At 70.3% G+C, this 16,938-nt stretch carries 20 protein-coding genes, 1 tRNA gene and 1 pseudogene; 14 read left to right on the top strand and 8 right to left on the bottom strand.

The window, feature by feature from the left end:
* Positions 1-1,018: hypothetical protein (locus VFW71_04150; protein ID HEU5001955.1), on the bottom strand; the 1,018-nt coding region annotated here is incomplete at its 3' end.
* A gap of 797 nt (positions 1,019-1,815) precedes the next feature.
* On the opposite strand from VFW71_04150, the gene VFW71_04145 reads away from it, so the two are divergent.
* From VFW71_04145 to VFW71_04135, 3 genes are all read left to right on the top strand, one after another.
* Positions 1,816-2,202, top strand: coding sequence for a response regulator (locus tag VFW71_04145; protein ID HEU5001954.1), 387 nt, complete (start codon positions 1,816-1,818; stop codon positions 2,200-2,202).
* A gap of 64 nt (positions 2,203-2,266) precedes the next feature.
* Positions 2,267-3,547, top strand: a complete 1,281-nt coding sequence (locus VFW71_04140) for a zinc-dependent metalloprotease (protein HEU5001953.1) — start codon at positions 2,267-2,269, stop codon at positions 3,545-3,547.
* Between the two features lie 35 nt (positions 3,548-3,582).
* Positions 3,583-4,236 (top strand): hypothetical protein, encoded by a 654-nt coding sequence (locus VFW71_04135; GenBank protein HEU5001952.1) that lies wholly within the window; start codon positions 3,583-3,585, stop codon positions 4,234-4,236.
* Here the strand turns inward: VFW71_04135 and VFW71_04130 are convergent.
* Genes VFW71_04130 through VFW71_04120 form a run of 3 tightly spaced genes read right to left on the bottom strand, consistent with a single transcriptional unit; the run spans position 4,214 to position 6,043 of the window.
* Complete coding sequence (locus tag VFW71_04130) at positions 4,214-4,714, bottom strand: metallophosphoesterase family protein (protein HEU5001951.1); 501 nt, start codon at positions 4,712-4,714, stop codon at positions 4,214-4,216. The two genes, VFW71_04135 and VFW71_04130, sit on opposite strands and share 23 nt — an antisense overlap.
* A gap of 19 nt (positions 4,715-4,733) precedes the next feature.
* Entirely contained in the window at positions 4,734-5,465 is a 732-nt protein-coding gene (locus VFW71_04125; protein ID HEU5001950.1) for an anti-sigma factor, read from the bottom strand.
* Positions 5,462-6,043, bottom strand: a complete 582-nt coding sequence (locus VFW71_04120) for a sigma-70 family RNA polymerase sigma factor (GenBank protein ID HEU5001949.1) — start codon at positions 6,041-6,043, stop codon at positions 5,462-5,464. The genes VFW71_04125 and VFW71_04120 overlap by 4 nt, the downstream gene beginning before the upstream one ends.
* Positions 6,044-6,429: 386 nt before the next feature.
* On the opposite strand from VFW71_04120, the gene VFW71_04115 reads away from it, so the two are divergent.
* The 3 genes from VFW71_04115 to VFW71_04105 all read left to right on the top strand — a co-directional run bounded on the left by VFW71_04115 (position 6,430) and on the right by VFW71_04105 (position 8,384).
* On the top strand, positions 6,430-6,630 hold the full coding sequence (locus tag VFW71_04115) for a cold shock domain-containing protein (GenBank protein HEU5001948.1): 201 nt from the start codon (positions 6,430-6,432) through the stop codon (positions 6,628-6,630).
* 211 nt (positions 6,631-6,841) lie between these two features.
* Entirely contained in the window at positions 6,842-7,213 is a 372-nt protein-coding gene (locus VFW71_04110) for a hypothetical protein (GenBank protein HEU5001947.1), read from the top strand.
* 193 nt (positions 7,214-7,406) lie between these two features.
* Complete coding sequence (locus VFW71_04105; GenBank protein HEU5001946.1) at positions 7,407-8,384, top strand: hypothetical protein; 978 nt, start codon at positions 7,407-7,409, stop codon at positions 8,382-8,384.
* 147 nt (positions 8,385-8,531) lie between these two features.
* Here the strand turns inward: VFW71_04105 and moeB are convergent, their stop codons facing one another.
* Positions 8,532-9,917, bottom strand: a complete 1,386-nt coding sequence (gene moeB / locus VFW71_04100) for a molybdopterin-synthase adenylyltransferase MoeB (GenBank protein HEU5001945.1) — start codon at positions 9,915-9,917, stop codon at positions 8,532-8,534.
* An 84-nt stretch (positions 9,918-10,001) separates the two neighbouring features.
* Between moeB and VFW71_04095 the strand changes: the two genes are divergently transcribed.
* From VFW71_04095 to ftcD, 3 genes and pseudogenes are all read left to right on the top strand, one after another.
* Positions 10,002-10,478 (top strand): hypothetical protein, encoded by a 477-nt coding sequence (locus tag VFW71_04095; GenBank protein ID HEU5001944.1) that lies wholly within the window; start codon positions 10,002-10,004, stop codon positions 10,476-10,478.
* A 12-nt stretch (positions 10,479-10,490) separates the two neighbouring features.
* Positions 10,491-10,784: pseudogene (locus VFW71_04090) on the top strand (thioredoxin family protein).
* A gap of 15 nt (positions 10,785-10,799) precedes the next feature.
* On the top strand, positions 10,800-11,714 hold the full coding sequence (gene ftcD / locus VFW71_04085) for a glutamate formimidoyltransferase (protein HEU5001943.1): 915 nt from the start codon (positions 10,800-10,802) through the stop codon (positions 11,712-11,714).
* Here the strand turns inward: ftcD and VFW71_04080 are convergent.
* Positions 11,711-11,938 (bottom strand): WhiB family transcriptional regulator, encoded by a 228-nt coding sequence (locus tag VFW71_04080; GenBank protein ID HEU5001942.1) that lies wholly within the window; start codon positions 11,936-11,938, stop codon positions 11,711-11,713. The genes ftcD and VFW71_04080 overlap by 4 nt on opposite strands.
* Positions 11,939-12,049: 111 nt before the next feature.
* Positions 12,050-12,430, bottom strand: coding sequence for a response regulator (locus VFW71_04075; GenBank protein HEU5001941.1), 381 nt, complete (start codon positions 12,428-12,430; stop codon positions 12,050-12,052).
* 146 nt (positions 12,431-12,576) lie between these two features.
* Between VFW71_04075 and VFW71_04070 the strand changes: the two genes are divergently transcribed.
* The 5 genes from VFW71_04070 (at position 12,577) to VFW71_04050 (ending at position 15,867) form a co-directional block, all read left to right on the top strand.
* Positions 12,577-12,948 (top strand): superinfection immunity protein, encoded by a 372-nt coding sequence (locus VFW71_04070; protein HEU5001940.1) that lies wholly within the window; start codon positions 12,577-12,579, stop codon positions 12,946-12,948.
* Positions 12,949-12,971: 23 nt separating this feature from the next.
* Positions 12,972-13,043, top strand: a tRNA-Lys gene (locus tag VFW71_04065).
* A gap of 229 nt (positions 13,044-13,272) precedes the next feature.
* Positions 13,273-13,626, top strand: coding sequence for a hypothetical protein (locus VFW71_04060; protein HEU5001939.1), 354 nt, complete (start codon positions 13,273-13,275; stop codon positions 13,624-13,626).
* A 160-nt stretch (positions 13,627-13,786) separates the two neighbouring features.
* Complete coding sequence (locus VFW71_04055) at positions 13,787-15,502, top strand: ATP-binding protein (GenBank protein HEU5001938.1); 1,716 nt, start codon at positions 13,787-13,789, stop codon at positions 15,500-15,502.
* Positions 15,502-15,867: a response regulator gene (locus tag VFW71_04050; GenBank protein HEU5001937.1), complete on the top strand. Its 366-nt coding sequence runs from the start codon at positions 15,502-15,504 to the stop codon at positions 15,865-15,867. The genes VFW71_04055 and VFW71_04050 overlap by 1 nt, the downstream gene beginning before the upstream one ends.
* Positions 15,868-15,950: 83 nt before the next feature.
* Here VFW71_04050 and VFW71_04045 read toward each other — a convergent pair whose 3' ends face one another.
* Positions 15,951-16,832: an LLM class flavin-dependent oxidoreductase gene (locus VFW71_04045; protein ID HEU5001936.1), complete on the bottom strand. Its 882-nt coding sequence runs from the start codon at positions 16,830-16,832 to the stop codon at positions 15,951-15,953.
* Between the last annotated feature and the right edge of the window lie 106 nt (positions 16,833-16,938).

The raw sequence follows: 16,938 nt of genomic DNA, 5'->3' as shown, positions 1-16,938 counted from the left end.
CGAGGACGAGCGACTCGTTGGCGTCGGCCTGCACCGCCGAGCACGAGAACAGGTTGATCTTGGCGTACTCCGGGAAGCCGTTGGTGGGGATCGAGGAGGTGTCGAAGGTCAGGGCGGCATCGGCGATCACGTACTGACCGTTGGGCTGGCGGTTGTCGGCGATGGCGAAGTAGGAGCTGGCGTCCGTCACGGAAGTGGAGCCGCCGCTGCCGTAGCTGGACGAGGTGTTGACGAAGCTGGCCCCACCGGTGCCGGCGAAGCTCCACTTCCAGTTGGGGTCGATGACGTACGGTATGGCCGAACCGGGAAGCGAGGTGTCATCCAGGCCGAAGCTGATCGTCGAGCCCGACACCGCCCAGGCGCCGGTGGGGTAGATGCCGCCGTCGGCGCCCACCACCAGCGGCCGGCTGACCGAGAAGGCACCGGAGACCAGGTCGCCCGAAGCATCGACGCTCAATGCCTTGGCCCCGCCCAGGAGCTGGACGTTGAACGCATAGGTCCGGGCGCCCTGGCGGGACGGGACCATCGTCGCAGCCTCGAGACCCGCCCCGGTGGGGGTGAACTTCCACGACACCCCGCCGAGCACCGAGGAGGCCACGCTGCCCGCCACCCCGGCCAGGCCGGGGGTCAGGATGCGCATCCCGGTGCCCTCGGGACCGATGGCGGCCAGGCCTGAGGACGAGACACTGACGGTGACGTCGGAGTGGTCCTCGATGGCGCTCACGCCGCTCATCCCCGCACCCGGGGCGTGGAACGTCAAATCGACCGGCTGGTAGCCGCTCGGGGTGTGATAGTTCATCCCCTGGGACACCTTCGTGGTCATTGTCCCATTGTGGTTGTCGAAGGTGTCGCTGTTGGCGGTGCGCTTCGCGGCGACTTCGGTGCTCGCAGTTGTGGTGGCGCGGGGGGAGGGGGTGAGCGGCGGGGGGAACTGGGTCACCGGCCCCATCGACGAGGTGGGCATAGCTGACGCCGGGGGCAGGGGTTGGGTCTCGGAGGCGGCCACCATGGCGGACATCACTGTTCCCTGCGGCTGCAGGCTACCGAGCAGGGCCGAGGCACTGAGCGGAGTTGATCTCGCAGTGGGTGCCGAGGCCGGGGGCGACCCCGGGACGCGCATCTGGGTCGTTGACAGGCCGCTCGGGTGCTGAACTGCTGCGGGTGGGACCGCAGCGGGCACGACGGCGGTCGGGGCTGCCTGGGCAGCGGCGTCCCGCCGCCCCACAGCAGGCCGGTCAGGAGGCCGACGACGGCGATGAGGCTGATGCCCCGGCGGTCGAGGCGTGCGTGCAGCGGCTGGGCGTCAGCCGGGTCGTGGCTCCGGTACACGGGCGGCTCGGCGGGCATGGCGAAGACTCCTCTGTGGATTGGGTCCAGTCCTGTGCCATGGTGGACGAGTGAGGTGAGTCTGCCTATAGCGCAAGCTAGTCATTTTCGGAGTGGTACGGGGGACTGTGGCAATGACCTGGAATGCCTAGTCAGCTGGAAGGTAAAGTCCAGCATCTTCCCGGAGGCCGTCGGGGATCCGCTGCTGCACCTGATTGGGGCGGACGCGCTCTTGACGCCACCAGGCCCGGACTTCGGCTCCGGCACCGAGGACGGGACCCATAGCCTCCGGCCTGCCACTCGACGCTTGTCCGGCCCGATCGCACTTCCGGTCCGTGCGGAGCGCAGTCTGGGCTCTACGCCAGCCAAACCGCGGCGACGGCCCCGTGCCGACCACCTCCCCAGGGGGACCCGCCGCCTTGGGGCGTCATTCCGCATGACTCCTGCCACCGAGTACCTTGGGGACGTGCACTGGAAGACGCCGTGATCGTGAAGCGCAAAGCGGTCGTCGTCGAGATGGACGACGGGATTGCGGGCATGATCTGCTATTTCCTGGAGTTGCAGGGGATCACCTGCTCGGCTGTGACGAACGCCGAGGAGGGTCTCGATCTTCTCGAGACAGCCCACGCCGATATGGCCATCATCGATGCGGCACTCCCCGGCCACGACGGATGGTGGCTGGTGGAAGAACTCCGGCACACAGAAGAGCGCCCCCGCCTCCCGGTCGTCCTGCTGACCCGACAGCACGACACCGAATCTCGGGCGGATCGGCTCGCCTGCGAGTGCCTCGGAAAGCCCTTCTCGTACGACGAGCTCAACGAGCGGCTCAGCGCCGCTGCCCTGCGGTGCACGGTCGCGGCCACCGCCGACGAGTGAAGCCCGGGACCTCCCGCCCGGCGCCAGAACCTGGCCCCACAAGCCACGCCAGTACGATGGAGCCGTGGACATCGACCCCATGGAGATCGCCTCCGCCCTCGCCCAGATCCCGCTTTTCCGGGAACTGCAGAAGCTCCTCATGTCCCAGTCCGGGCCGGTCAACTGGGAGATCGCCGGGCAGATCGCCCGGTCGGTCGCCTCAGGGCGGGGGCCGGGGCCGGGGCCGAGCCGGGACGACTTCACCGCCTATGAGGAGGCCTGCCGCCTCGCCCTGATGCGGGTCACCGAGATCACCGGGCTCGAGGCGCCGAGCCACATCTCCAAGGTCGAACTGGTGGACCGGGTCGCCTGGGCAAACGCCAACCTGGAGGCCTTCAGGCCCTTCGTCGAGCGCCTCGCCAAGGGCCTCGGGGGCCAGTTCGGAGCGGGCAGCTCGCCCTTCGGCGGCCTCGGTGGGCTGGGCGGCATGGGCGGCATGGGAGGCATGGGTGGCGCCATGGGCGGCTTCGGGGGCAGCGGACTCGGCCCGCCCACCGGCCCGGGCGAGATGGAGCCCATCGACCCCGCTGCGGCCGCCGGCATCGGGATGGGGGCCATCTTCGGCGCCCTCGGCCCGCTGATCCTGGGCCTCGAGATCGGCTTTTTGGTGGGCTTCCTCTCCCGCCAGGTGCTGGGCCAGTACGACCTCTGCCTGCCCCGGGGCGATCTGGCCAAGCTGTACTTCGTCATCCCCAACATCGCCGACGTCCAGGGCGACCTGGGCCTCGATGTCCGCCAGCTCCAGATGTACCTGGCCCTGCACGAGGTCACCCACCAGCTCGAGTTCTCCTCGATCCCCTGGGTGCGCACCCATTTCGTGGCCATGGTGGAGCGTTTCGTCGATGCCGCCGAGATCGACTCCTCGGAGGCGGCCACCCGCCTGCAGTCCCTCGGCGACCCGGAGAACCTGCAGCGCCTCCTCGCCCATCCCGAGGAGCTCCTCCCGATGCTCATCACCCCGCCCCAGCAGGAGATGGCCCGGGAGATCGAGACCCTCATGGCGGTGCTCGAGGGCTACGTCGAGTGGGTGATGGACCAGGTCGGCCCCGGCTACCTGCCGGAGCTCTCCCGCACCCGGGAGGGCCTCAACCGGCGACGGGCGGAGCGCTCCTCGGTGGAACGCCTCCTGGAGGGCCTGCTCGGCATCGACCTCAAGCCGGCCCAGTACCGGGCGGGCGAGCGCTTCGTGAAGGCGGTGGCCGCCGCCGGCCAGCTGGCGAAGCTGTGGGAGTCGGCTGCAGCGCTGCCCACGCCCGAGGAACTGGGCGAGCCCACCAAGTGGCTCTCCCGGGTGGCCTTCTCCTGACCCGCACGCCCCGCCCCCGAAGAACCGGCCTGGCCATGGCGGCCGCGGCCGCCGCGCTCGGCCTCCTGGCCGCCTGCAGCGTCGGCCCCAGTGCCACCGGCAGCAACCAGGGCATCATCACCCCGGGGCCGCCCCTCTCGCAGGCGACGATCCCCCCGCCCGCGCCGGGCTCGTCGCCGGGCGGCGCCAACCCGCTCGACTGCCAGGCGCCCAACTCCAAGGGGGTCTTCCCTGCCCCGCCGGCCGGCACCCAGGTCTCGATCGACGATCTCTCCCGGGAGGCGGGCTACAAGGTGGTCAACGCCTCGCCCGACGCCCAGTCCGGCAGCGCCTTCCGGGGCTACGAGGCCTGCCAGTACAGCTTCAACGTCCCGTCCGGGGTGGCGATGGAGCAGGTCTACCTGGTGGTGGGCACCAACCCCATCGACTCCGAGACCGCCGCCGACGAGTACGCCACCACGGAGAGCACCCAGGTCCCCTTCAGCGCCCGGCCGTGCGCCGGCAACGGCTGCAGCTTCCATTTCACCGACCTGCCCGGGGTGGGCGAGGCGGCCATCAAGGGGATCAGCGCGGGCACCGAGGTGATCGCCGCCCGGAGCGGCGACGCCTACGTGGAGATCGGGCCGGGCAGCCTGGGCGAGCCCCGCATGATCAACCTGGCGCAGTTCATCTTGAGCGCCGTGCACTGAGGGCGACCAGCTCGGCCGACGGCTCGCCGCCGGCAATCGTGAGGATGGCCACCGTCGGGGCCGGCGCCCGCCGGGGATCGCAGGCGCTGCCCGGGTTCAGGAGCAGCAGCCCGGCCCGGTCCTCGACCACCGGCATGTGGGAGTGCCCGAAAACCACCACCCGGCAGCCCGGGAACCGCCGCTGCAGGCGCGCCCGGCGGCCTTCGGCGGCCCCCGAGTTGTGCACCATGCCGATCTCCACCCCACCTACCGCCACCCGGAGCTCCGGAGGCAGCGTCGAGGCGATGAAGGGGTCCTCGACGTTGCCCGCCACCGCCTGCACCGGCGCCACCGCCCGCAGCTCGTCGAGCGCCCGGGCGACACTGATGTCGCCGGCGTGCAGGATCAACTCGACGCCGGCGAAGCGCTCCAGGGCCTCGGCCGGGATCCCGGAGGCCCGGGACGGGATGTGGGTGTCGGAGATGACCCCGATGCGCACGGACCCGGCCGGAACGCGATCAGGCAGACTGCAGCACCTTCGGCCCCTTGGGCGCCTTGTTGCCCGCCCGGGCCTCGAGCGTGACCGCCATGCCCTGCATCGACGAGAGGTCGGCCGAGATCGGCACCAGGGCCACCCCGCCGGCGTCCGGCCGGAAGGCCGCCACCGGGGACGGCTGGTTGTCCACGATCAGCCACACCTGGTAGACCTTGGTGCCCGGACTGGTCAGCCCGGTGGCCACCAGACCCGCCGACTTCCCGCTGGCGGACACGTACACCTGGGCCGATGCGTGCAGCTCGCTGCCGGCCGCAACCATCGGGATGGCGGTGGCCACCGGAGAGCTGATGTAGGAGGAGATGAACGCCCGCTGCGCCGCCACCTCCCGGTTGGCGGTGTGCAGGTGGCGGTCCTCGACCACCCCGAAGCCGATGGCGACGACCACCGCGGCCACCGCCACGGTGGCGGTCACCCAGCGCCACAGCCGGTGCTCGCGCGGGGCCGAGTGCGAGACGACCGCCCCGGCCTGGGGACTCGACCGCGCCGCCTGGAGGACCCGGTCGCGCAGCGCAGGCGGCGGGGCAACCGGGGAAGCGGCCAGGGCCAGCGCCCCAGAAGCCACCTGGGTGTCCTCCAGCGTGGCCCGGCATGCGTCGCAGGTCTCGACGTGGCGCCGCACCTCTAGCTCCTCGGCGGCATCCAGGGCGTCGAGGGCATAGACCGGCACCAGCTCACGGAGCTCGTCGTGGGTCATAAGGGTTCTCCTGAGCTCAGGTTGGGCAGGAGGCCGCGCAGGCGGATCATGCCGTCGCGCAGCCGGGTCTTGGCTGTGCCCAGCGGGATGCCGAGCTTGTCGGCCACCTCGCTGTAGGTCAGGCCCTCGAAGTAGGCCAGCTCGAGCGCCTCGCGCTGGATCGGGGACAGCTTGGCCACCGCGGCGCGCACCTCGGTGCGCCGGACGCCCAGCCAGGCAGCCTCGACGACGTCATCGGCGCCGGTCTCGGTGGGCAGGTCGCCGACGCCCTCCTCCCGGCGCCGGAGCGACTCCTCGTGGCGCACGGCATCGACCGCCTTGTTGTGGACCGCAGCCATGAGGTAGGACGCGGCGCTCCCCCGCTCGGGGTCGAAGCGAGCCGCCCGCTGCCATATCGAGACAAAGGCCTCTTGCACGACGTCCTCCGCCAGCGCCCGGTTATTACAGATCTTGCACGCCAGACCGAACGCCGAAGGCGCGTAGCGGTCGTACAACTCCGCAAATGCCGCCTCGTCGCCGTTGGCGACCTTGCGGAGGAGGGACCGATCCTCGTCCTGGGAGTCGGTGTGCTTGCGCATGAGCTATTCGTCTCCGGCCGGGGGCCGGATTGGAGCCTGCCTGGCTCAGGGAGGACTCCGGTCAGCCCGACGCGATTGTACCCGCCTGGCGCCGCCCACCCTCGGGGCCGGAGCCTCCCGGCCCCGATCGATTCGTCCGGTTCCCACGCTCATTTGCCGTCCGGATCGACCGAGTTCAGACGAGAACTCTGCGCGGGCTTTGCACACGGCGTCCGTGATAGAGTTGCCCGCTGAGGGCACCGCCCAGGTCATGCATCCTGCAGCACCAGCAGTTCCCTCCGTAGGTTCCCGGGCGCGGTGGCTTGACGGTCCTCAAAGGGGGGGCCGGAGCGCCGTGTACAGACCGGCGTGATTTTGCATGTGAAGGTGAAGGGAGGGAACTGCATATGCCGCAAGGCACGGTGAAGTGGTTCAGTGCCGAGAAGGGCTACGGATTCATCTCGCGTCCGGACGGGGACGATGTCTTCGTCCACTTCAGCGCCATCGAGGGTGAGGGCTACCGCAACCTCGAGCAGGGCGAAACCGTAGAGTTCGAGGTGACCCAGGGCCCCAAGGGGCTCCAGGCGTCGAAGGTCCGCCGCTTGTAGGTCGCCGCACCGCACATCAATTGAAGATCGATCGTCCGGGCGGGGTCATCCCTGCCCGGACGCATTCGCTCCGCAGCGCCTCGCCCCGGAAGGGCGCAGAGATGGTGAGGCCCGCCTGAGCGGGTAAGAGACAGGCGGGGGTAGGCAGCTTCGTGCCCGAAACGGGGCCCCCGTATGCATCGGAACATGAATCGAATCGAAGGAGTGCTGCTTGGACGCTACGACCACAGTTGCCTGGGAGGGACGGTTCGGCGACGCCGATCTCCGGATCGAGATCCCGCCCTCGGGGCGCATCCACGCCGAGTGGAGGACTCCAGCGGGAAGCCGGCAGAAGGTCGTTGACTCGATCGAGCAGCTCGAACGCAGCGTTCTTTTCCAGCTCATGGTGGGGGCGGACGTGGGCGACGACATCCGCGAGGAGATCGCCGATGCGGTGGCCCTGACCCTCGCCAACCGCACCCCGCTGCCCTCCGAGGACCCCTCGGCGCCCCGCCGGCCGGTCCGCAAGAAGGCCAAGGGCAACCAGCCGCCCCGCCGGCGCACCGGTGGCGGACCCCGGGGCGGAGGCCGCCGCCGGCACTAGAGTTGCCCGGCTCACCAAGCCGGGAGCCCGGTCCGGGCAGCCGGGGAGCCGGGCAGCCGGGCTGGACCTTCTTGGTGGAGTGGTACAGCTGGTAGCTGTACCAGGGCCCCAACAAACTCCTTGACCCCAGGTCCGGACACCCTTCTGCCGAAGTTCCTTCAGATATCCGCCTCTCGGGACGATATTCCGTGCCGTGATCCTGAAGCCCGTCCGGCCGGTTCAACGCATCATGGTCCTCCTGTCTGCGGGCTTGGTTGCCGCTGCCTGTGGCCGCACCCAGGTGTCGGCCGGGAATTCGGCAGGATCGGGTGAGTCATCCGCCGCCCGGGCTGCGTTGGCCGCGGCGCACGATGCCACCCTGGCGGCCGGCAGCTACCACGTGACCTACGACGGGGAGATGAGCGGCACGCCGGACCAGGGCGGCGGGACGATCGTCACGGGTACCGGCACATTCAACGCCACATCAGAGCGGTCGAGTCTGCAGATGACGCTCACCGCCTCGGACCAGCAAGACGCCGGTTCGGTCCCCGCCGGGCTCCAGCACCCCAACCTCGTGGTGGACGGCGACACCGTCTACCTGAGCCTGCCGCCATCGGTCGCCCCCCGGGGGAAGGCTTGGGCGCGGTTCTCGTCCTCCGGCATGTTCGACGGGGGTTCCAACCCGGATGACACCGGCCCCTACAGCCTGTCCGACAGCGTCGGCCTGGCCGATCCCGCCCACGCGCTCATTGCGCTCTCGGCGCTGGGGACGACGGCGACGGTGGTTGGGCAGGAGTCCGTGCGCGGCGTACCGGCAACGCACTACAAGACGACGATCGACCCGCCGAAGATGGGAGCCGCAGCCGGGGTGGTGGCGTCGCCGTCGCCGGGCGACCCGTTCGGCAGCCTCGACGTCATCCCCGGCCAGCTCCCCGTAGACATCTGGCTCGACGGCCGGGGGCGGGTGTTGCGGATGATGATCACCTACGACTTCGCCTCGGCGAACCACGCCCTGATGCAGTTCCTGAATGGTTTCGGCAGTGCCTTCGGGACCGCATTGCCGGCAACGCCGGTGATGACCTTCACCGTCGAGAACTACGACTTCGGGACCCCGGCGGCCATCACCGACCCGGCGCCTGCCCTGGTCGCAGGCGTCGCCGACGTCCCGACCTTCGACAATTTCGGCTCGTAGCACCCGGCCGCTGGTGACTGGGGCGGTCGAACAATTCGTCGTGACTTGAATTCTGTGCACATGGGCGTGCCTGGCGATGGCACCCCGGCGTACACAGAATCGGGACCAGCCCCGACGGCGCCGGAACCGGAAACCGCCCAGCCAGGGCTAGACGGAAGAGGTAGCGGCCTTGCCTGCTTTGTGCTTGGCCTTGTCCTTGGTCTTGCCTTCTTTCGCCTTCGCCCCGTTCGCATGAGCGGCATCGGCGTCATGGGCGCCATTGGCGCCATTGGCGCTGGCGGGCTCGGCTGCAGGCGCAGCAGCTGACTGACCAGCCGCCGGCAGCGAATCCATCCGCACCGCCACCGCCTCCTTCGCCGGCCCCCTTGACTTCCCGGCCTGCCCCTCCTCCCATGCCTGCCAGGCCTCGGCGTGGGCGCCGCAGGTGGCGCACTCCGGGTCGCGGCGCAGCTTCAGGGTGCGGAAGCTGGTCTGCATGGCGTCGAACATCAGCAGCCGCCCGGTGAGCGGCTCGCCGTAGCCGACGAGGATCTTCAGAGCCTCATTGGCCTGCACAACACCGACGATGCCTGGGAGCACGCCCAGGACCCCGGCCTCGTTTCAAGTGGGGGCCAGGTTGTCGGGGGCCGCCTCGGGATAGAAGCAGCGGTAGCACGGCGCCCCCTGTGCGGGCCAGAACACGCTGGCGTAGCCCTCGAAGCGGAAGATGGATCCGTAGACGTACGGGATGCCGTGGCGCACGCACGCCTCGTTCACCATGTAGCGGGTGGAGAAGTTGTCGGTGGCGTCGATGACCACGTCGAAGTCCGAGACGATGGCCTCGACGTTGTCCGGGGTCAGCCGCTCGGTCCAGATCCGCACGTTGACGTCCGGGTTCAGGTCGTTGATGGTCTGCTGAGCGCTCTCGGCCTTGTTCATCCCGATGCGCGACGTCGAGTGGATGATCTGGCGCTGCAGGTTGGAGATGTCCACGGCGTCGAAGTCCACGATGCCGAGCGTGCCCACCCCCGCCGCCGCCAGGTAGTAGAGGGCGGGCGCGCCGAGGCCGCCGGCCCCCACCACGAGCACCTTGCCGTCGGCGATCCTGGCCTGGCCCTCCTGGCCGACCTCGGGGAGGGTGAAGTGGCGTGAGTAGCGCTCCCGCTGGTCGGGCGTCCATTTGCGGGGCACGACGACGCTGAACCCGCCGTCCCGCCAGCCGGAGAAGCCCCGGGTCAGCGAGCGCAGGTTCGTGTAGCCCATCTGCCGCAGCGTGCGGGCAGCCATGGCGGAGCGGTTGCCGCCGGCGCAGTACAGGATGACGGGGGCCTCCTTGTCCGGCAGGGCGTCGTCCACCTGCAGCTCGAGGTAGGCCCGGGGGATGTGGATGGCACCCGGCACGTGCCCGGCCCGCCACTCGTCGCCCTCCCGGACGTCGACGATGGTCACCGGTTCCCGGCGCCGGATGATGTCGTTGAGCTGCTCCAGTTCGAGAGGCTCGACCTCCGCCCTGGCCTCTTTGACGATGTCCCGACCCCGCTTCGGCTCAGCCATGACCTCTCCCTGTCGTCTTTTTCCTATGTCTCCACCGTTATAACGTCGCGAAGTCGCCGCTGCATTCCCGGCTAAGCTGGGCTCATGGCCTTTCTGAGCGACACGGACTCCGCCTACCTGCGGGAGCAGTTTGCCACGGTGCTGGCCGGCGACGTCGAGCTGCGCCTGTTCACCGAGGCGGACACCGGACTGTACGTCCCCGGGCGGCAGACCTGCGAGACGTGCGGCGCCGCCCAGGAGCTGCTCGAGGAGCTGGCGGCGCTGTCCGAGCACCTACGCCTGAAGGTCGTGGACGTGCGGGAGGATCCCGAGGCGGCGTCCCGCTGGGGCGTGAACCGCCTGCCGACGCTCTCGGTCGCCCCAGCGAACGGGACCCCCGACGCCGAGGACGCCGGCGTCCGCTTCGTGGGCCTGCCCGACGGCTACGAGTTCACCTCGCTGATCGAGACCATCGCCTCGGCCGGGTCGGCGGCGGGCCACGGCCTAAGCGCCGAGACCGTCGAGGCCCTGGCGCAGCTGCCCGCCCCCGTCGAGCTGAAGGTCTTCGTCACCCCCACCTGACCGCACTGCCCCCGGGCGGTCGTGACCGCCCACCGGCTGGCGCTGGCGAGCCCGAACGTGCGCTCGGCCTCCATCGAGGCGCAGGAGTTCCCCGAGATGGCGCAGGCCTACGCCGTGTCGGCGGTGCCCAAGATCGTGATCAACGACCGGCTGGAGGTCTTGGGGGCGGTGCCCGAGGAGGTGTTCCTCGACGCCATCCAGCAGGCGCTCGGCGGCCCGGCCGGCGCCAACGGCACCCCGGACGGTGCCGGCGACACCCCAGCCGGCCCCGACCCGGTGGCCCCGTCCGAGCTGCCCTACCCGTAGCGGGCGGGCCCAGCCATCCCGGAGCCGGCCGCGCCCGACCCCCTGCTGGTCTGCCCGGTCAACATCTCGGAGGGCCGGGACACCGGCATACTCCTCGCCCTCGAAGGTGCCGCCACGGGGGTGGCGGGGGTGGCGGTCCTCGACGTCCACAGTGACCTCGACCATCACCGCAGTGTGCTCACCGTCGCCGGGCCGGCTCCCGCCCTCGAGGAGGCACTGGTCCGCCTGACCCAGGCCGCCATCGAGGCCATCGATCTCCGCCGTCACGCAGGCGTGCACCCCCGCTTCGGGGCGGTGGACGTGGTGCCCTTCGTCCCCCTTTCGGCCGCCGGCCTCCCGGCTGCTGTCGCCGCCGCCCGCCGGTACGCTCAGCGGGCGGGCGACCTCGGCGTGCCGGCGTTCCTCTACCAGGGAGCCGCCGCCGGCGACCCGGTGAGCCTGCCCGACGTCCGCCGGCGGGCCTTCCAGGACCTGGCCCCCTCCGCCGGGCCGCCCACCCCCCATCGCACGGCCGGGGCCGTCGCCGTCGGTGCCCGGGGGTTCCTGGTGGCCTTCAACGTGGATCTCGACACCTCGCGGGTGCGCATCGCCCGCCAGATCGCGGCCCAGGTCCGCTCGCGGGACGGGGGGCTGCCGCATGTCCGGGCGCTCGGGTTCGCGCTGCCCAGCTGGGCGGCGTGCCAGGTATCGATGAACTTGATCCGCCCGTTAGTCACGGGCGTGGGCGCGGCCTACGACGAGGTAGCACAGCTGGCCGCGCACGAACATGTGCGCGTTCTGCGGAGCGAACTGGTCGGCTTGGCGCCGCGCCATTCGTTGCCGTCCTCGATGGACGCCCTGCACTTGGCCCGCCCCGCCAAGGTGCTGGAGGACGAGCTTGCCCGTGCCTTTGGAGTGGCGTTGGACCTGGAGGATCCGGGACCGATTTAGGAGGCGAGCTTCTTGAGCTTCCGGCGCTCCCGCTCGCTGGTCCCGCCCCAGATGCCGAACTGCTCCCGGTTGGCCAGGGCGTAGCGCAGGCACTGGGCCCGCACATAACACGTATTGCAGACCGCGCGTGCCGCCCGGGAGGAACCCCCGCGTTCCGGGAAGAAGATCTCGGGGTCCACCTCAAGGCAGCGCGCCATGGACTGCCAGGACAAGAGTTCCCGCATGTACCAATCAACTCCGTGCGCTCGTGTAATTACCGTTCGGTAATTCTAAGCACGTGATTCAGGTCGGCGTCAAGTCAGATCGGGAAAAACCGCGCTAGAGCGCAGGGAAGATCAGCCGGTGAGCTGCAGAACGGAGTCCAGGGCCTCCAGAAGAGCGGACGGGTCAGACAACGGTTTGACCAGCACGGACTCGGCGCCCGCCTGCCGGCAGAGCCAGCGGTCATGCGGGCGGTCGCAGGTCATCACCAGCTTGAAGGGTGGCATGCCCGGGATGTCGCGCAGCTCCTTGGCCAGGGCGAAGCCCCCGAAGTCCCCCGAGCGCAACTCGAGGACCGCCACCTCGGGCGGGTCCTGCCGGGCGACTGCCAGGGCTTCCTGGGAGGAGCGGGCGTAGCCCACCTCGAAGCGGTCCTGGGGCAGGGAGTGGGCCGCCTGGAGCACCCGGGCATCGGTGGTGACGATCAGCACGATGGGGCGGTCGGTGCGCGGCACGGCTTGGCGTTCTCCCGGGGGTCACGGCGTCGAGGCGGTCCCCTTCACTATAGAGGCCCGAACGCAGCTCCCCACCCGCCGCGGGTGACCAATATCGCCCGTCGCTTGAGAGTCGCAAAGACCCCCGGTGGTACCATCCGGGGCCCATGTTCCCCAACACCTTCGGCCACGACGTCCTCAGGGCCTACCTCCTCGCCGGAGCCCTGACCGACATCTACTTCCTGCCCACCCTGATTGCCGCCTTCAAGCGGCGCTCCGACCTCCTCCACATCATCGTGGTCAACGTGCTGACCAGCTGGACGATCATCGGCTGGGTGATCGCGCTCATCATGGCGGTGGCGGAGGACGACGGCCGCCCCTCGTACCGAGGCAGATACCGGGAACCACCGGGGCCGGCCGGCCCGCCGGCGTCGGCGCATCCCGCCAGCCAGTGGCTCTACCAGCAACAGCAGCACGAGGCCCCGGCGCCGCCGGTCCCGTACCCGGACCCCTACGACTACCCGGGGTACGACTCGTGATTGGTACGATGGCGTCTGCTTGCGGGCCGTTAGCTCAACGGTAGAGCAGGGGCCTCTTAAGCCCAAGGTTCCGGGTTCGAAACCCGGGCGGCCCACCGGACCCGCCTCCCCACCCGGGCATATGGCAGGCTCGCCCCACCATGCCGGACTGGGCGACCCTCTCCACCTTGGGCACCGCAGGCGCCACCCTGGTGCTGGCGGTGGCCCTGCAGGACCCCCCGAGCACATCGCCTTCATCGACGACCACTAGGTGATCGTGGACGGGGCCACGCCGGGGTCGAGATCCCCGGGGATGTCGTCTACCTCACCATCTCCCTGCGCAACGTGGGCGCCGGCATCGCCGTGCTGCACGGCTGGAGCTTCCGCCCCGACCGGCTGACCAGCGCCGTGGCGCACACCGGCCTCGATGACTTCCGCCGCCTGAGCCGGGACCTCTGCGTGCCGCCCGGCAGCACCGGGTTCTGGCAGGGCGCCCTCCGCGACGGCTCCGACCCGCTGTTCCAGGCCGCGGTCGGCGCCATCGGTGCCCGGCGCCCGGTCACCGTTGAGCTCCTCTACGGCGACCATGAGAGCGGCCAGCGCACGGTGTCGCGCTTTGCCCTCTCCCCCGTCGAGGATGGCCGGTGGGTGGCACTGGTCAGCCGGCACTGGAACATCGACCGCCCGGACCCCCGCTGAGCCCCCGCTGACCCGCGCACTAGTCGTCGATCCCCCATCTGGGTGAGGTGAAAAATGATCCCAACGCGCCATCGTCTACTCCTGCCCAGGTTCCGACGATGAGAGGGACCGAGATCGCCGGTGCCCACCGGGCCGGTACGCAGTCAGGGCGGGAGATGAGGTGCAGACCATCAAGATCCTGACGGAACTACAGCTCGTTGCATTCGGGGGCCTGGCGCTCGTTTCCTACCGGGCGTGGCGGGCCCGCCGGGGAAAGGCAGCCGGCTGGGTCGCGGCAGCCTTCGGCATCGTTGCCGTCGTCATTGTGGTCGGTCACCAGTTCCCCCAGAACCTGAACCAGCATCCCGACCTGTTCTGGCCCGCCAAGGGCCTCCTGGCAATCTTGATGCTGTTCCCCTACTGCCTCTACCGCTTCATGGCGTCGCTCAAGCCCCAGCGGCCCTGGCTGCACCAGGCGGGGCCCACGATGACCGGCATCGTCATCGGGGCCACGCTGGCCCTGCCCTACTTCCCCCAGCCCGGGCACCGGCCGGCGTGGTTCGAGCTGTACACCCTGGCGCTGGTGGCGCAGTGGACCGTACTGGTGGCCACCGTGGCGGTGGGCCTGTGGAATGCGGCCCGGGGCGAGCCGGCGATCGCCCGGAGACGGCTCCGGCTCCTGGCGTTGGGGTCGACCGGGATGGCGATCATCATCCTCTTGGCGGGCGCCTCGCCGGTAGGTGCCCGCCAGGGGATCGCGATCGGCACCCAGTCGCTGTCACTAGTGGCCGCTGCCCTCTTCGGCCTCGGCTTCGCCCCGCCGAGGTTCCTGCGCAAGTCCTGGCTCCAGCACGAGGAGGAAGCGTTCCGGGGAGCGGTCGCCCGCCTCATGACCGCCCGCACCGTGGAGGAGGTCGCCGAGGTCCTGATCCCGGCCATCACCTCGATGGTCTGCGGCCAGGCGGCCGCCCTCACCGACAGCCGGGGCCGGCTGATCGCCTCGTACGGGCTCAACGGCAGCCTGGAGTACGAGCTGGAGGCGATGACCACGATCGGCGACAGCCTGCGCGATGGCGAGATCCGCCCCGGCCTCATCGCCATGGGGCTGCGCTCGGGGTCGCTGCTCATCTGGGCCAGCGCCTTCACCCCCTACTTCGGGACCGACGACATGAGCTTCCTGCGCTACCTCGCCGACCTGGCCGATCTCGCCCTGGAACGCTGCGAGCTCTTCGCCCGGGAGCGCAGCTTCATCGCCAACGCCAGCCACGAGCTGCGCACCCCGCTGACCACCATTGCCGGCATGGCGGGCATCCTGACCGACACCTGGCGGCAGATGAACCTGGAGACCATCGAGGACTGCCTCGACGCCATCAACCGTCAGAGCGTGCGGGTGCGGGACCTGGTGCAGAACCTGCTGGACCTGTCCCATATCGAGAACGTCACCCCGGCGGTGGCCCTGCGGGCGGTGTCGCTGGCCGAGGCCGGGCGCAGCGCTCTCGAGGCCGCCCCCCCGCCGAGCGGGAGCTCCGTCGAGCTGGAGGTCGGTGAGGGCGTCGCCGCCCTGGCCGATGTCCGCGGGCTGGAGCGGGCGCTCACCAACCTGCTGGTGAACGCCTACCGCTACGGGGGGCCGAGGGTGCGGGTGGAGGCCCGGACCCTGGAGCGCGAGGTGCTGCTCACCGTGACCGACAACGGCGAAGGAGTCCCGGCCGACCTCGTGCCCAACCTGTTCGACCCCTTCACCCGGGGGCCGGCCACGGGCGGCATCAGCGGCTCCGGGCTCGGCCTGGCCATCACCCGGGAGCTGGTCGAGGGGTTCGGGGGCCGGATCGGCTACGAGGCTGCCCGGCCGAGCGGCGCCCGGTTCGCCCTGCACCTGCGCAAGCCGGTGGCGTGATGCGCACCGTGCTCATCGTGGAGGACGACCCGGACATCGCCCTGATGATGTCGGTGACCCTGCGCCTGGCGGGCAACGAGGTCGCCATCGCCCCCTCCGGGGAGGACGCCCTCGCCCGGCTCCGCCGCCAGGCCCCCTCGGTGCTCATCCTGGACCTCGGCCTGCCCGGCATCGGGGGCCGGGAAGTGCTGCGCCAGGTGCGATCGGACCACGCCCTCCACCGCCTGCCGGTGGTCGTGGTGTCGGCGCACGCCGGGTCGCCCACCATCCAGGACATCTCGGCGCTGGGCTGCGACCGCTACCTCACGAAACCGTTCGACCCCAAGGAGCTCGTGAAAGCAGTGGCGGCGCTCCCCGCGGCGTAGTCAGCCTTGCTTGTCCGTGCGCCTGCGCAGGCGGCCGAAGAGCCGGCTGGTGGCGACGAGTTCGCCCATGGTTTGCTGGCCGGTCAGCCCACCGCCGGGTGGTTGAACACCACCTCGGCGCACAGGTCCACCTGGTCCGGGTCAGCGAAGGTTGGGTCGAGGATCAGTTCGTCGATGCCCGTCGCCGCGTAAGCGCCGATCGCCCCGGCCAGCGCCTCGGCTGAGCGGGGCGGGGAGCCGGCGACCATCTCGGCGAACTCCATCCCACCGGCCTTGTAGTAGTCGATGAGGTAGTCATACGACGCCTGTTGGGTGTCGCCAAGGCCGAAGTAGATGAGGGCGACGACCCGGGGCTGGTCGGCCCTGCCGGCCTGTTGCCAGGCGGCCTCAGCCCGAGCCCGGTTGGCGATCACTGCATCGGGCGGCAGGCCGCCGGCGGTCCAGCCGACGCCGTACTTCGCCGCCCGCCGGAACGAGGCGTCGTCCGTGCCGCCGATGAGGATCGGGATGCCGGGCTGCTGCACCAGGGGAGGCCCGACCTCCCGCGTGCCCTCGAGGATGGGCTCGCCCGACCACGACTTCTGCAGGTCGGCAAGCTGCTGGTCGAAGGCCCTGCCCCGGCGCTTGTAGTCGCGCCCGGTGAGCTGGAAGTCGGTGGTGCGCCAACCGACGCCCATCCCGAGGGTGAGCCGGCCGCCGGTGAGCTGGTCCACGGTCGCTGACTGCTTGGCGAGCTCGGCGGAACTGCGCGCCGGGGCCACGAGGATGTTGGAGAAGAAGCGGATCCGCTCGGTGACTGCCCCGGCGGCGGCAAAGGAGGTCAGCTCCTCGAAGCAGGGGTAGGAGACCGCGCCGATGGTTGCCAGGCTGGAGAAGCCGGCTCGGTCCGCCCGCCTCGCCCACTCGAGGAGACTGGAGCCAGTGGAACCCGGAACGGTGTTGGGAAGTCCGATGCCAACCTGCACGGGCTCTCCTTCCAGTGATGAGGGAGTTAGTCGAGAGCCAACCCTATCCCAAGAGAAATGGCGCCCGTCATGGATCCAGTCCGGAATTAGTGTCCCCCCAGATCTA

Source organism: Actinomycetota bacterium (assembly GCA_035765775.1).
GTDB lineage: Bacteria > Actinomycetota > CADDZG01 > JAHWKV01 > JAOPZY01 > DASTWV01.
The sequence above is the reverse complement of the archived record's forward strand: the minus strand, read 5'-3'. Positions and strand labels throughout refer to the sequence as shown.